Annotated in this window: 11 protein-coding genes; 9 read left to right on the top strand and 2 right to left on the bottom strand. The window is 65.5% G+C overall.

From position 1 onward, the window contains the following. Positions 1 to 2: 2 nt before the first annotated feature. From RM530_RS09450 to RM530_RS09435, 4 genes are read left to right on the top strand one after another with little or no spacing between them, the layout of a single operon-like run. Positions 3 to 2,348 carry an HlyD family secretion protein gene (locus RM530_RS09450; protein WP_311364978.1) on the top strand — a complete coding sequence of 782 codons (2,346 nt, stop codon included), beginning with the start codon at positions 3 to 5 and terminating at the stop codon, positions 2,346 to 2,348. Continuing rightward, positions 2,336 to 3,826: a hypothetical protein gene (locus RM530_RS09445; RefSeq protein ID WP_311364977.1), complete on the top strand. Its 1,491-nt coding sequence runs from the start codon at positions 2,336 to 2,338 to the stop codon at positions 3,824 to 3,826. The genes RM530_RS09450 and RM530_RS09445 overlap by 13 nt, the downstream gene beginning before the upstream one ends. Further along, positions 3,819 to 4,715 carry a sulfotransferase gene (locus RM530_RS09440; protein ID WP_311364976.1) on the top strand — a complete coding sequence of 299 codons (897 nt, stop codon included), beginning with the start codon at positions 3,819 to 3,821 and terminating at the stop codon, positions 4,713 to 4,715. Before RM530_RS09445 ends, RM530_RS09440 begins: the two co-directional genes overlap by 8 nt. Before the next feature lie 56 nt (positions 4,716 to 4,771). After that, positions 4,772 to 5,134 carry a DUF924 family protein gene (locus tag RM530_RS09435; protein WP_311364975.1) on the top strand — a complete coding sequence of 121 codons (363 nt, stop codon included), beginning with the start codon at positions 4,772 to 4,774 and terminating at the stop codon, positions 5,132 to 5,134. Positions 5,135 to 5,240: 106 nt separating this feature from the next. On the opposite strand, the gene treF is transcribed toward RM530_RS09435, so the two are convergent. Next, positions 5,241 to 6,791, bottom strand: coding sequence for an alpha,alpha-trehalase TreF (gene treF, locus RM530_RS09430; RefSeq protein ID WP_311364974.1), 1,551 nt, complete (start codon positions 6,789 to 6,791; stop codon positions 5,241 to 5,243). A 184-nt stretch (positions 6,792 to 6,975) separates the two neighbouring features. On the opposite strand from treF, the gene yjgA reads away from it, so the two are divergent. The 5 genes from yjgA to RM530_RS09405 all read left to right on the top strand — a co-directional run bounded on the left by yjgA (position 6,976) and on the right by RM530_RS09405 (position 13,679). Next, positions 6,976 to 7,515 (top strand): ribosome biogenesis factor YjgA, encoded by a 540-nt coding sequence (gene yjgA, locus RM530_RS09425; RefSeq protein ID WP_311364973.1) that lies wholly within the window; start codon positions 6,976 to 6,978, stop codon positions 7,513 to 7,515. A 268-nt stretch (positions 7,516 to 7,783) separates the two neighbouring features. Next, on the top strand, positions 7,784 to 8,197 hold the full coding sequence (locus RM530_RS09420; RefSeq protein ID WP_311364972.1) for a hypothetical protein: 414 nt from the start codon (positions 7,784 to 7,786) through the stop codon (positions 8,195 to 8,197). 125 nt (positions 8,198 to 8,322) lie between these two features. Then, positions 8,323 to 9,597 (top strand): TolC family protein, encoded by a 1,275-nt coding sequence (locus RM530_RS09415; RefSeq protein ID WP_311364971.1) that lies wholly within the window; start codon positions 8,323 to 8,325, stop codon positions 9,595 to 9,597. A gap of 32 nt (positions 9,598 to 9,629) precedes the next feature. Continuing rightward, complete coding sequence (locus tag RM530_RS09410; RefSeq protein WP_311364970.1) at positions 9,630 to 10,562, top strand: efflux RND transporter periplasmic adaptor subunit; 933 nt, start codon at positions 9,630 to 9,632, stop codon at positions 10,560 to 10,562. Positions 10,563 to 10,565: 3 nt separating this feature from the next. Next, on the top strand, positions 10,566 to 13,679 hold the full coding sequence (locus RM530_RS09405; protein WP_311364969.1) for an efflux RND transporter permease subunit: 3,114 nt from the start codon (positions 10,566 to 10,568) through the stop codon (positions 13,677 to 13,679). 186 nt (positions 13,680 to 13,865) lie between these two features. Here RM530_RS09405 and RM530_RS19135 read toward each other — a convergent pair whose 3' ends face one another. Further along, on the bottom strand, positions 13,866 to 14,000 hold the full coding sequence (locus RM530_RS19135) for an ISAzo13-like element transposase-related protein (RefSeq protein WP_311365002.1): 135 nt from the start codon (positions 13,998 to 14,000) through the stop codon (positions 13,866 to 13,868). Positions 14,001 to 14,089: the final 89 nt, after the last annotated feature.

Raw genomic sequence — 14,089 nt, 5'->3', positions numbered from 1 at the left:
GCATGAGCTCCGACACCGCCAAGCCGGACCGCCGGCCGCGTCCGCCGTTTCGCCGTCTCGCGGCGGCCGGCGTCGAGCGCAAGCTCAAGGGAAAACACGAACTCGTGGTGCTGCGCAACGAAGCTGGCGCCGAACTGCGTCTGAATGCTTCGGAGTTCGCGCTGGCACAGCTGTTTGACGGACAGCGCAATGCCGCGGCTCGGGTCGATGCGAGCAATGGCCGCGCCGACGAAGCTGCAATGGAGTGGCTGGCGCTGCGCCTGGCCGAAGCCGGACTGCTCAAATCGGGGCGCCGCGAACCACTGCCGGTGCCACCACAGACCGATGCGGAAGCCGCCTGGGCGCACGGCGGCGGCGCCAGCGCACCGTCCGGCTTCCCGCCGTCCACCGCTGCCGGCTCTTTGGCTTCACCCGGTGGGCCGGGCGCGATCTCCGGTCTAATCGGCGTGCGCGGCGCGGCCAATCCGCTGAAGATCGAACTCGATCCCAGACCGTGGATGCCGATCGGCGCGGCCGTGAACCTCACACTGACCCATCCGACACTGCGCTGGATCATGTGGGTGCTGGCGGTGATCGCGCTGTTCGCGTTCTGGAGCCACCGAAACGAAGCCACGCTGGACGCGTTGCCATTGCTGGGCCCGTTCCGGCTGCTGATCCTCGGCCTATTCTGCAGCACTGTGGTCAACGTGCTGGGCCAGAGCGCCCGAGCCCACGCGGTGCGGCGCAGTACCCATGAGACACCCCGCTTCGGTCTCAATTTTCGCTGGGGCTTCCTGCCGCAGCTGTACTGCGACACCGAAGGCCCGGCCGAACGGGCCCCGACACGGGCGCGCGTGCGCATCATCGGCAGCGCGCTCAATGCCAGCCTGGTGGTGTTCGTGGTGGCGATCTACGGCTGGCTGATTCTGCGCCGACACCCCAGCGCCCTGCCAACGGTGATGCTGGGTTTGGCCGGTATCTCAATGATCTCGCTGCTGTTCCGTGCCAATCCATTGGCGAGCCACGAAGGCTACTACCTGCTGGCCCACCGACTCGGTATGCCTGACCTGCGCGACCGCGCACGCGCCGCGCTGCTCGGCTACGGCAAGCCGTGGGATGACCGGCCCAAAGTCGCGCGCGCACCTCTAATCCTCTATCTGGCGACCGTTGTGCTGTATTGGGCGGCCGTACTGACACTTTTGGTGATATATCCAGCGGCTTGGCTGGAACGCCTGTTCGGCGGCACCGGTGTATTGATTTTCCTTGGGGTCATGGCATATGTCTTTTTTGAGCAATACCGACGCAACCGGTCGGGACGGGGACGGATCGGATCAATGAAACTGAGTAAATTCCTGCCATCCAGGACCGGATGGATCGTCATCGGCATCGTGATCGTGGTGGGGCTGATTCCGTATCCGTACGAGCCCAGCGGCTCGCTCGTCATCCTGCCGAAGGACCGTGCCGACACGCGGGCGCTGATCGCCGGCGACGTACGCGAAGTGTTCGTGTCCGAAGGTGTGCATGTCGACAAAGGCCAGGAAATCGCGCGTCTCAGCGATGCCGCGCAGAAGGCACTGGTCGCGACCTCCGAGGCCAAGCTCAAGCGGCTCGAAGCCGAGCTGGCATTGGCACACCTCGGCGCGCGCGGCGAGGAAATCGCGCTCGCCGAGCAGCACGTCAAGACCGCGCGCGTGCGTGCGAACTTCGCCGATGCCGAAGAGCGGCGCATGAACTCCGCCTACCAGCGCAGGGCCGTAGCGATCCAGGACTACGAGCGCGCCAAGGGCACGGCCGACGTGCAGCAGGAAGAGCTGGCGGAGGCCCAGAGCAACCTGACATTGGTCAAGGCGCCGACGCGCGAGGAATCGATCACCGCGCTCGAAGCGGAGATCGAGGCCGAGAAGGCGCAGCTCGAATACGCCCGGCTGCAGCTTGAGTACACCCGCATCCGCGCACCGATCGCGGGCACCGTGGTGTCGGACGAATTGATGTTCGCGATTGGTCAGTACTATGAAGTGGGCGGTTTGATCGCGACCATCGAGGAGACCGGCACACTGATGGCCGAGGTGAGATTGCCGGAATCCTCGGTCGGTTCGATCGAGACCGACACCTCGGCCGAGGTCAAGGTCTGGGCCTTTCCGGGCACCACGTTCAAGGGCACGGTCACGGCCATTGCGCCGAACGCCGAACAGGGCGAATACGGCAAGGTTGTACGCGTGCTGATGACTCTGGACGATCCGGACCATCGCCTGCGCCCGGAAATGACCGGCCAGGCCAAGATCTATAGTGGCTGGTACCCCTCGGCCTACGTGTTCACGCGGGCGATTGTCCGCTTCCTGTTGATCGAAGTGTGGTCGTGGCTGCCGTAATCGGCCCGCATCGTGGCACCTCTGGCTATGGTCTCTCAGAAGACGACTTCTGGCTGACCAACGAAAGCGGCTTCGGCGACGGACTGAACAACTACGCCCATTCGATGGCGTGGTTCGAAGACAGGCTCTACGTCGGTACCACGCGCGGCACCTTCGCAATGATTAAATCGGTCAAGCCGCTGCCGAATCTCGTGCCGTGGCCCGTCGAGTGCCCGGACGATCTTTACGACCTGGACCGGCGCGCCGAGATCTGGCGCTACGATCCACCCCTGGACCAATGGGTGCGCGTTTACCAGGCGGCCTGGGTACCGGGCAGCAACAATCGCGAGGTGCCGCGCTACGTCGGCTTTCGCGGAATGACGGTGTTCCGGGGCAAGGGCGACAGCAAGCCTTGCCTGTATGTCTCGACCTGGGCGCCGGCGATGGCCGAGCCACCGGACATCCTGCGTTGCGAGAACGGCAGCGACTTCGAATCGATGCCGCGTCCGCCCTGGGACGCCTCGGTTCGCAGCTTCCGCAGCCTGCAGGTGTTCAAGGGCCGGGTCCACACCTCGCCAACGGGTTCCAGAAGCGCGAGCGGGCAGGCTCAGGAAGTCGTCGGCTCGGAAGCCACGATCTACTGTACCGACGATGTCCACAGCGCACAGTGGACGGCGGCCGGACCGGAGGGTTTCGGCCAGCGTGGCAACGTCACGGTTTTCGAGATGGCCGAGTTCAACGGCCATCTCTACGCCGCGACGGTCAACCCGACCGGCATGCAGATATGGAAGACCGATGGCGAAGGCGGACCACCCTATCATTGGCGCAAGGTCATCGATCGCGGCGCCTGGCGCGGCCCGTACAACGAAGTCGGCGCATCCATGTACGAATTCCGTGGAGCGCTCTACATCGGCACCGGAATCGCCAATGGCGGCTATCACCGGGCCTTTCAAATCGGCCCCGCGTCCTGCGAATTGATCCGTCTCTGGCCGGACGATAGCTGGGATCTTTGCATGGGGTCATCGAGGCTCACGCCGGATGGCGCCAAGGTGCCGCTGTCCGGCTACTCTCCCGGTTTCGACAACCTGTTCAACGGCTATCTGTGGCGGCTGATGGCGCACGACGGCCATCTTTACGCTGGCACGCTGTGCTGGGCCAACATGCTGCCCTACCTGCCGATCAACGGCTGGCCCGACGAAGTGCTGGTGATGATGCGGCGCTGGGGCAAGGAAGAACTGAACAGTCGCTACGGCGGCTTCAACCTGTGGCGCAGTCCCGACGGAGTCCGCTGGGACTGCGTCACCCGATCCGGTTTCGGCAACAAGTACAACTGGGGCGTGCGCAACATGGCGTCCACGCCATACGGTCTGTTCGTGGGCTCGGCCAATGTGTTCGGACCCAAGGTCGCGATTCAGCGCGAGGGTCGGTGGCAGTATGTGCACAATCCGCGCGGCGGCACCGAAATCTTCCTCGGCAGCCCGCCCGAAGCCGATGCCTGATCCGGTCGTCATACTGGCGATGCCGCACTGTGGCGCAGCGCGCGTCGCCGCCATGCTGGGCATGCATACCCAGGCCTATGCGCTACCGGAACTGAACCTGTTCATGACCGACCGGCTCGGCGATCTGCTGTCCACGTTCCGCCGGTCGGAATCGCGGCTGGAGGACGGCTTGCTGCGGCTGGTCGCACAACTGCAGTTCGGCGGCCAGACGCGGAACACGGTCGAGCAGGCGCGCCAGTGGCTGGAATCGCGCGGCCAGATTCCGGTGGCCACTCTGACGCGGGAACTACTGCAGAAAGTGGCACCCCTACACCCCGTACTGCCGGACACCTCGGCCGGCTGGCGCCCGCAGGAGCTGGACGCGCTGCTGGAACGGCATCCGCAAGCCCGATACATTCACCTGGTGCGCCATCCGCGCGCGCACGGGGACGCCGCCATCGAGGCCCTGGCCGGTCGCCTGTTCATCGCCCCGGACTGGAAGGACCATTTCGGCGGTGTTTCACGGGTGGACCCGCAACTGGCCTGGCTACGTGTACAGGCCAATCTGCAGGGGCTGGCAGCGATGGGCGAGCAGCGCTATCACCTGCTGCGCCTCGAAGACCTGCGCATCGATACGCAGCAGACCCTGGCGAATCTGTGTGACTGGCTCGGCTGGTCCACGGACGAGGCCGAGATCGAGGCGATGCAGCATCCCGAGAGCAGCGACTATGCGGGATTCGGCCCGGACAACGCCCCCTTTGGCGCCGAGCCGGAAGTCCTGGAACGCCCTCGTTTCATTCAGGATCTCGAGGAAGTTCCGCCGCTGAGCGAACCGCCGCCCTGGCGCGCCGACGCCCGTCCCTTCGCCGTGGAGGTGGTCGCCCTGGCGCAGGCATTCGGTTATGACTGAGCCTGCGGTGAATATTCGGGCACAGGATGTCCTCGAATTCTGGTTCGGCCGCTCGAATGACGACACCGAAATCCTGCGGATACAGGCTCCGATGTGGTTTCGCAAGAGCGCCTCTGTGGACGCTCGAGATCGCCAGCCGTTTCGGCCGCGCGGTCGAAGAAGCCAGCCGCGGCGGGCTCGCCGCCTGGGCCGCGACGGCACCGGGCGCGCTGGCGCGGATCATCCTGGTGGATCAGTTTCGACGCAATATTCTCCGCGACAGCTCGGCGGCGTTCGGCGCCGATGCCCTGGCCCGGCAGTGGGCGCTGGACGGCCTCGCACCCGGGGGCTCGACCAGCAATTGCGTCCGATCGAACGTGCGTTCTTCTATCTTCCGCTGGACCAAGCCGAGGACCGTAGCCTGCAGGCGCGCAGCGTGAACCCGTTCGAGCGCTGCCCGGTCGCGGCTCCACGCCCGAAGAAATCGCGTTCCTGAAGCAGCCCGGCTCCTCGTTCTGATCCGGCACCGATACCGCGCCACGATTCTCAGCGCGCGCGACGATCCGGCGGCGAGTGCTCGGCCGATGTCTCATCGGCGCCGTATTTTCCGTAGAGATCAAGCAAGCGTCGCGTCACACCGTTGGTCCAACCGAAACCGTCCTGCAGGGGATACTCGCCGCCTCCCCCGCCGCCGCCTTCGGATTCAGCGCCGATGTCATATTTCTCGACCAGCTTCGCCTCATGGCGATAGTGGCGGGACACCGTGCGCAACCAGCGCGATGCGATGGATTCCGCCAACTCGATCTCGCCATAGCGGCTGAAACCCATCACCGCCATCCACTGCAGTGGCGCCCAGCCATTGGGTACGTCCCACTGCTGGCCGCTGCGCACCATCGTGGTGGCCAGACCACCGGGTTCGAGCAGGGATTCACGCACCGTCACGGCCACGTCGCGCGCCTGCGGCACCGTGGCAAAGCGCAGGTACAGCGGTACCACGGTGGCCGCCGTCAGGCATTCACGCGGCCGATCGAGCTGCCAGTCGAAGTCGAAGAAGGCCTTGCGCTGGACGTTCCACATGCGCTGCTGAATCGCCTTCTTGCGGGCGTGCGCATTGACGACATAGCGATGCGCCTCGTCGCTGTCTCCACCGAGATCTTCGAGCTTCGCGATCGTGATTTCCAGCCGATAGAGCAGGCAGTTCAGGTCGACCGGCAAGATCGCGGTAGTGCGGATGCTGGACAATGTGTCCGGCTGTTCCAGCCAGCGCGAGCTGAAATCCCAGCCCGACTCGGCGCCGGCGCGAAGGTCGCGATACACCGCCTGGGCCGGTCGCGGGGACTGGCTCGCGGTGTGGAGATCCTCGGCATAAGCCTCCTCGCGCGGCGTGTCGCGATCATCCCAGTAACGGTTCAGGCAGCTTCCGTCTTCCAGCCGCACGACGCGGCGATTCGCCTCGCCCGGCGCCAGCGACTCGACACCTTCCATCCAGTACGCGTATTCCTTCTTCAGCTGCGGCAGATAATGCAGGGCATGATGGACCTCGTGCTCCTCGAACTGCTCGACCATCAGCGCGAACACCGGCGGCTGTGAACGGCTCAGGTAGTAGCTGCGATTCCCGTTCGGCACGTGGCCGTAGGTATCGATCAGATACGCGAAGTTGGTGGCCATCGCGCGCAGCAGGTCGGGACGGCGCTGGCCCGAGAAGCCCAGCATCGTAAAGAAGGAATCCCAGTAGTACAGTTCGCCGAAACGCCCACCCGGAACCACATAGGACATCGGCAGCGGCAGATACGAGGAATGGCGCGGGTGCTCTCGCGGATGGCGCGTCAGCGCCGGCCACAGCGAATCAATGTGGTCAGCCAGCGTTCGGCTCGGATCCGACACGTAGTCGCTGCGATGGACCACCGGCGGATCGAACCAGCGATGAACGAAGGCAGGCAGATCGAAGCCCGGCTCCCCCCGTTCATCGCGATACGCCTTCAGAATCTGCGCATCATCGGACTTGGGAAAGCAGTCGACGAAGGTCTTGCTGTCCGCAAACACCTGGGTGGTCTGCACCGCCACGAACAGCTCCTGGTAGCGGTCCGCCGGTGTCATGCGCGCTTCCGGCGACGCGGGCGTCGCGCTTCCGGTTTGGAGAGACTGAGAGATCACCATTCCCTATCTTCCCACCGACGGCCGGACACGAACAGCCGCGGTGGGCTTGGTCGAACCTGCGGGCGGCACGCAGGCCACGTATCATTCGCGACCCAGCGCCTTCGCCGCCCTGCCCCAGACCACCATGCCCCGCCGATTCGGTCAGGATTTTGATTCACCCGAGGACGACGGCCCCAGCCGTTCCGAACTCAAACGCGCCGCGCAGGCACAGCAGGCGCTCGGCGAGGCGTTTTGCGCGCTGCCCAATGCGGCGATCGAAGCGGCCGGCATCGATGAATGGCTGCTCGAAGCGGTGCTCGAATACAAACGTCTCAAGAACTTCGAGGCACGCCGACGCCAGATGCAGCGGATCGGAAAACTGCTGCGCGATGGCGACACCACGCCGGTCCGTAGCGCGGTCGATCGGCACCATCAGGGTAAATCGATCGATCCGAAGATCCAGAATCTCGCTGAGCAATGGCGCAATCGACTGTTGAGCGATGACGGTGCCCTGGCGGAATGGACCGAGCGGTATCCTCAATGCAACAACCCCGCATTTCGTGGCCTGTTGCGTCAGGCGCGACGCGAAATGACGCACGTCGCCGAAACGGACGGCAAGACCGGTCGCGCGCAGCGCCGCGCCTATCGCGCCCTGTTCCAGCAAATTCGCGACGCCTTGGTCTAGTCCCGGAAGCGCGTCGAGCTGACCCGTCGCTCAAAAGCCGGTAGCCCGGATTCCGCTACGCTTCATCCGGGCTACGGCTTGCTGATTACAATAAGCGTTATTTTTCAAAATGATACGCCCATGGCACAAATCAAAATCTACGGCCTCAAATCGACCCTGACATCGAAGGCATAATGAGAATTGCTGCATTGACCGTCGTTTTCTTGAAAAAGTCTGCGCAGGCACCATAATGAATTAGGGGCAAACGTGCCCGTCATGGCTAGGTCCGATGGCATCCGTCCGTCAATATTCGTTTCGCAGCGCCGCGATCTTATGGGTTGTGGTAGCGATGTCGCTGCTGCGAATCGTGGATCTGCATTGGCACCGACACCTCGCACCGCCGTGCCCATCTGAAGCCTGCGCCGGTATCACGGTGCAGTACATTGCCGATGTCGGAACACCTCACACGGCGCAAGATCAGGACATCGACATCTCTCTGGTCAGCGATGGCTTGATCGCGGCGGCATTGGCTTGGGCCGATAGCCCCCCCGTTTTCCTCGCCTTGCTGCCGTTGCTGGCAACACTGGTGCTGCTCGGCGGCCCCGACGTCTTTCCACGCCTGCGATCGCGCTGGATTGTACCCGCTCCTCCTCGAAGAACCTTGCGGCCGCCGTTGCGCGCGCCGCCTCTCCTGATCTCCTGACGCCGCGGCAGGCGGTCTGAGCCTGCCTCCGCAGCGGCCCTGTGCCGCCTGCGGGACGCCGTTCGCAGCCATCAGTGATGGCTGCGCGTTCGGGCCGGTTCCGGTCCGTATCGATGGAGAGAGCAATGAGCCGTTATTTTCGGCGTGCCCTGTGGCATGCCTGCCTGTTGTGTTGTACCTCGCCGGCCTGGGCGGTGACGCTGCCGGCGCCCGAGCCGCCGCACCCGCTCGGCATGCTGACGCTGGGCGATGCGGTGGCTGCGGCCCTGCGCGGGCACCCGGACCTGGAAGTCATGGCCTGGGAGCGCCGTGCCGCCGAAGCGCGTCGTCTGCAAGCGGGCTTGCGGCCCAACCCCGAATTGATCGCCACCCTGGAGAATGGTCCTGGCACTGGCGAGCACCGCGGGCTGTCCCAACTGGAGACCACGATCCAACTGGCGCTGCCGCTGGAACCCGGCGCCCGTCGCGATGCCCGCCTGGGCATTTCCGGCGCCGAACTCGCCGGGGTCGATGCGCGCGAGGTTCTGCTGCGGCTGGATGTTGCGGCGACCACCTCGCGCATGTTCATCGACGTGGTGGAGCAACAGCAGAACTTGAAGCTGGCCGGGCAGGCGGTACAGGACGCCGAGGCGATGCTGGAGGCGGTGCGCCGCCGGGTTCGCGCAGGTGCGGCCAGCGAGCTGGAAATCAACCGGGCCGCCGTCGCGCTGGAGCGTTCGCGGCTGCAGGAGGAGCACTACGAGCATTTGCTGCTGGTGCAGCGGCGCTTGCTTGCGGCGCAATGGGGTGAGCACGAACCGGCCTTTGAACAGGCCGAGGCCGATCTGCTGCCGCTGCCTGGGTTGCCCGACGGTCCGGCTTTGCTGGCACAGCTCCGATTGAGTCCCGACTTTGCGCTCTACGACGTTGAGGGCCGGCTGCATCAGGCGCAGGCCGCCCATGCCATCACGCAGAGCCGCATGCAGCCATTGGTTGGCATCGGCCTGCGCCGCTTCGAGGCCACGGACGATGTGGCGCTGCTCGCCACACTGACGCTGCCGCTGCCCTGGCGTAACCGTCAGCAAGGCGCAATCGCTGAGGCCGAGGCCCTGAGCGTGCGCAGCGAAGCCGCGCGTGCTGCCGCCGAGCTCACCGCCGAAGCCGCGCTGTTCGATCTGTTGCAGGAACTCAAGCACGCCGCGACGGTGCTGGAGCGGCTGGACATCGAGCTGATACCCCAGGCCGAGCGCGCGCAGAGCCTGCTGCGGCAAGGCTACAAAAGCGGGCGTTATACGCAGCTGGACTGGCTGGATGCGCGCCGCACGCGGCTGGAGCTGGAGCAGGAACGGCTCAGTACGGCTGCCGACTTCCATCGCTTTCGCGTCGCCGTCGAACGCATGACTGCGCTGTCCGCGCCCTGACACCGCGCCCGAACCAGACGAGAAATATCACGATGAAAACCTTCATTTTCGCGGGCGCGATGCCGCCTGTGCTGTTGCTGGCCGCGCTGTCACTGGCGGCTTGTTCTTCCACCGAACCCGATTCCACCGCCACGGCCGATGCCGCAGCGGAGCACCAGGCGATTGTCATTAGCGCCGAACACCGGGCCGAAGCCGGTCTGGACGTCGCCGAGGTCGGTCCTGGCGAGCTGCAGAACCGGCTTGCGCTCTACGGCTCACTGGAAATCCCGCCCAGCCACTATCTGGAACTAATGCCGCGCTATGCCGGAACGGTGCGCTCGGTCTCGGTCTCGCTGGGCGAGTCGGTCAAGGCCGGCCAGGCGCTCGCGCGCATCGACTCCAACGACAGCCTGGTGTCTTACACACTGACGAGCCCGATGGCCGGCCGCGTGCTGATGCTGGACGCGCGTGGCGGTAGCGCCGCCGCCCCCGATCGCGCGCTGTTCGTGATCGCTGACGCCTCCACGCTGTGGGCCAGGCTTGCGGTGCCTTCGGTGGACGCCGGCAAGGTTCGCGTCGGCCAGCCACTGGCCTTGCTGGACAGCAATGGCCAGCTGCTGGCACACACCACGCTGGCGCAGCTGCTGCCGCTCATCGACCGGGAGCGCCAGACCGTACAGGCCTATGCCAAGCTGCCGAACCCCGAAGGGCGCTTGGCGCCGGGCCAGTTCGTGCGCGCCGAGGTGGTGATCGAAAGCCGCAGGGCCGCTGTGGTGGTGCCCGGCGAAGCAATCCAATCGCTGGACGCAGGTCCGGTGGTGTTCGTCGAAACCGCCGCCGGCTTCATGCCGCAGCCGGTCACCCTGGGGCTGGACGACGGTCGCGAGGTGGAGATTCTCGAAGGCCTGCAGCCGGGCCAGCGCATCGCCGTGAGCCGCAGCTACCTGCTCAAGTCGGAATGGCTGACGCAGGGCGAGGAGGGCTGAGCCATGGTCAACGCCCTCTTACATTTTGCCGTCACGCGGCGCTGGCTGGTGCTGGTGCTCGCGCTGGGCATCGGCGCCGTCGGCGTACGTGCCTGGCAGCTGCTGCCGGTGGACGCAGTGCCGGACATCACCAACGTGCAGGTCATGATCGCCGCGCGCGCGCCCGGGTATTCGCCGCTGGAAGTCGAAAACCGCGTCACCTTCCCAATCGAAACCGCGCTGGGCGGTCTGCCCCGCCTCAAGCTGACGCGCTCAATCTCCAAGTACGGGCTCGCGCAGATCACCACCGTGTTCGAGGACGGTACCGACCTCTGGTTCGCGCGCCAGGTGGTCAACGAGCGCCTGCAGGAAGTTCGCGCCAATCTGCCGGCGGACGTGGAACCCGCACTCGGCCCGGTCGCGACCGGCTTGGGCGAAATCTACATGTACGCCGTCACCGCCGAGGCCGGCGCGCGCCAGCCCGACGGCAGCGCCTACGACGCCACCGCGCTGCGCACCCTGCAGGACTGGGTGATCCGCCCACAGCTGCGGCAGACGCCGGGTGTAACCGAAGTGGACTCGATCGGCGGCGTGCTCAAGCAGATTCACGTACTGCCCGATCCCGCGCGGCTGCTCGCACGCGAACTCACCTTTGCCGATCTGGTTGCCGCGCTGGAAGCCAACAACGCCAACCGTGGCGCGGGCTACGTGGAACGCGCCGGCGAGCAGTTGCTGGTGCGCGTGCCGGGCCAGCTGCGGGACATGGCGGATCTGCGCCAGGTGGTCGTTGCCCGCCGCGACGGCGTGCCGGTGACCGTCACCGACGTGGCCCAGGTCAGCGTCGGCGGCCCGCTGCGCACCGGCGCCGCCCAGCTCGGCACCGAGGAAACGGTGCTGTCCACGGCATTCATGCTTATCGGTGAGAACAGCCGCATCGTCGCCAAGGCGGTGGACCAGAAGCTGCAGGAAATCCGGCGCCAGCTGCCCCAGGGCGTGCAGGCGCTCACGGTGTACGACCGCACCGCGCTGGTCGAAAAAACCGTGGCGACGGTGCAGAAAAACCTCATCGAGGGCGCCGTGCTGGTGGTCACCGTACTGTTTCTGATGCTCGGCAATCTGCGTGCGGCGCTACTGACCGCGCTGGTGATCCCGCTGTCGCTGCTGATGACGTTTTCCGGCATGGTCGCCGGCAAGGTCAGCGGCAATCTCATGAGCCTGGGCGCGCTGGACTTCGGCCTGATCGTCGACGGTTCCGTGATCATCGTGGAAAACTGTCTGCTGCGGCTCGGCCAGGAACAGCATCGGCGCGGCGGCCTGCTGCCGCTCACGCACCGCTTGTCCGTGGTACGCGAAGCCACCGAGGAAGTGTTCCGCCCCAGCTTCATCAGCGTGCTGGTGGTGGTGCTGGTGAATCTGCCGATTTTTGCGCTCACCGGCGTGGAAGGAAAGATGTTCCATCCCATGGCCATGACCGTAGTGATGGCCCTGCTCGCAGCGCTGCTGCTGTCGGTGACGCTGGTGCCCGCGCTCGTGGCGGTACTGCTCACCGGGCCGGTCAGCGAAAAGGACAATGCCCTGGTGCGCATCGCCAAGCGCGCTTATGCGCCGGTGCTGGCGTTCACGCTCCGCTTTCCGCTGCCGATTGTGGGCGCCGCGGTGCTGCTGGTGGTTGCGAGTGGCTGGCTTTCGACGCAGCTGGGCACCGAATTCATGCCCAACCTCGACGAAGGGGACGTGATCATTCAGCCCATGCGCGCGCCCGGCATCGGTATTGAAGAAGCGCAGCTGCAGCAGAAATCCGTCAACGCCGCGCTGATGACGCTGCCCGAAGTGCAGCGCGTGTTCGCGCGCACCGGCACCAACGAAGCGGCGACCGATCCCATGTCACCTTCGGAAACCGACACTTTCGTAATGCTCAAGCCGCACGCGGATTGGCCGGACCCGCACAAACCCAAGGCGCAGCTGATCGAAGAAATGGCGGCGGCGGTGGATGCGGTGCCGGGGGCCGCCTATGGCTTTACACAACCAATTCAGATGCGCTTCAACGAGCTGATCTCCGGCGTGCGCTCCGACGTGGCGGTGAAGGTACATGGCGACGATCTGGAGCAGCTCGCCCTGGTGGCCGATCGTATCGCCGCGGTAATGTCACAGGTTCCGGGCGCTGCCGACGTCAAGGTCGAGCCGGTCGACGGCCTACCGATGCTGACGGTGATTCCCGACCGCGCAAGGCTCGCACGCTACGGCTTGAGCCTCGCCGAGGTGCAGGATCTGGTCGCCACTGCGGTCGGCGGCACGCCTGCCGGACTGATGATGGACGGCGACGCGCGCTTCGACATCGTCGTGCGGCTGCCGGAAGCCATCCGTTCCGATCCCGCCCAGATGGCGCGCCTGCCGGTAGCTTTGCCCGCCGGCGGCTTCGTGCCGCTGGCGGAAGTCGCCCGCATACAGCGCACGACCGGCCCCAACCAGATCTCGCGCGACAACGGCAAGCGCCGCGTCGTCGTCACCGCCAACGTGCGCGGACGCGATCTCGGCAGCTTCGTCGGCGAGGCACAGTCCGTGGTGGAGGCCTCGGTGAAACTGCCGCCGGCTTACTACCTGGTCTGGGGCGGCACGTTCGAGCAGATGGTGTCCGCAGCCAACCGCCTGACCCAGGTCGTGCCGCTGTCGTTGCTGCTGATCTTCGGCGTGCTGGTGATGAACTTCGGCTCGGTCAAGGATGCCGCGCTCGTCTTCTCCGGCGTACCGCTGGCGCTCACCGGCGGCATTCTGGCGCTGTGGCTGCGCGGCATTCCGCTGTCGATCACCGCTGGCGTGGGCTTCATCACCCTGTCCGGCGTCGCCGTACTCACCGGCGTGGTCATGGTCTCGATGTTCCGCGAGCGACTGTCGGAAGGCCGTAGTCTGGAGCAGTCGGTGCTCGAAGGTGCGATGACCCGCTTACGGCCCATCCTCATGATCGCGTTGGTCGCGGCGCTGGGGTTTGTGCCCATGGCGCTCAACACCGGCACCGGCGCCGAAGTGCAACGGCCGCTGGCAACCGTGGTGATCGGTGGCATCATCTCGGCTACGCTGTTGAGCCTGCTGGTGCTGCCCAGCCTCTACGCTTGGGCGCATCGGCGCGACGCGACCGCCTGACGGCCGCAGCGGTCACCGGCGCGTGAGGGCTTTTGGAGCCTCGCGCGCCGAATTTTGCTCGGCTTTGCTGCTTGGGGTGAGCTTGCGAATCCCACCATTACGCTCGAACTTCGCGCCCTCAGGTACTCAGCGCTGCCGGAGTCGTTCGGCAGCGGCCCACTGATTCAGGATTCGAGGCATGACTACTTATGCGCGACGCCTCTTCGGCAGGATCGCGTAGTTCCACTCGTCATGGAAGTCCGTACGACGGAGGTTGACGGCATTGATCTCGGCGTCGCTCACTGCGATTCCTGTCGGGTAGAATACCGGTGTCGAGCTCAGCGTGAATCTTGAGGCCCGCCTTCGCGGTTACGGTGGCAGAGATCTGGCCCTGATCGTCTGTGCAGCGGGCCTGAATTTATAAGTGGATT

The organism is Banduia mediterranea, assembly GCF_031846245.1.
GTDB classification, from domain to species: Bacteria; Pseudomonadota; Gammaproteobacteria; order Nevskiales; family Nevskiaceae; genus Banduia; species Banduia mediterranea.
This window is presented reverse-complemented; position numbering and strand designations above follow the sequence as displayed.

Excerpts from the sequence above, each read along its gene's own strand:
- RM530_RS09440 (WP_311364976.1), top strand. The coding sequence starts at position 3,819 with ATGCCTGATCCGGTCGTCATACTGGCGATGCCGCACTGTGGCGCAGCG.
- RM530_RS09435 (WP_311364975.1), top strand. The coding sequence starts at position 4,772 with ATGACGACACCGAAATCCTGCGGATACAGGCTCCGATGTGGTTTCGCA.
- RM530_RS09405 (WP_311364969.1), top strand. The coding sequence starts at position 10,566 with ATGGTCAACGCCCTCTTACATTTTGCCGTCACGCGGCGCTGGCTGGTG.
- RM530_RS09450 (WP_311364978.1), top strand. The coding sequence starts at position 3 with ATGAGCTCCGACACCGCCAAGCCGGACCGCCGGCCGCGTCCGCCGTTT.
- treF (WP_311364974.1), bottom strand. The coding sequence starts at position 6,791 with ATGACACCGGCGGACCGCTACCAGGAGCTGTTCGTGGCGGTGCAGACC.
- RM530_RS09420 (WP_311364972.1), top strand. The coding sequence starts at position 7,784 with ATGGCATCCGTCCGTCAATATTCGTTTCGCAGCGCCGCGATCTTATGG.
- yjgA (WP_311364973.1), top strand. The coding sequence starts at position 6,976 with ATGCCCCGCCGATTCGGTCAGGATTTTGATTCACCCGAGGACGACGGC.
- RM530_RS09410 (WP_311364970.1), top strand. The coding sequence starts at position 9,630 with ATGAAAACCTTCATTTTCGCGGGCGCGATGCCGCCTGTGCTGTTGCTG.
- RM530_RS09415 (WP_311364971.1), top strand. The coding sequence starts at position 8,323 with ATGAGCCGTTATTTTCGGCGTGCCCTGTGGCATGCCTGCCTGTTGTGT.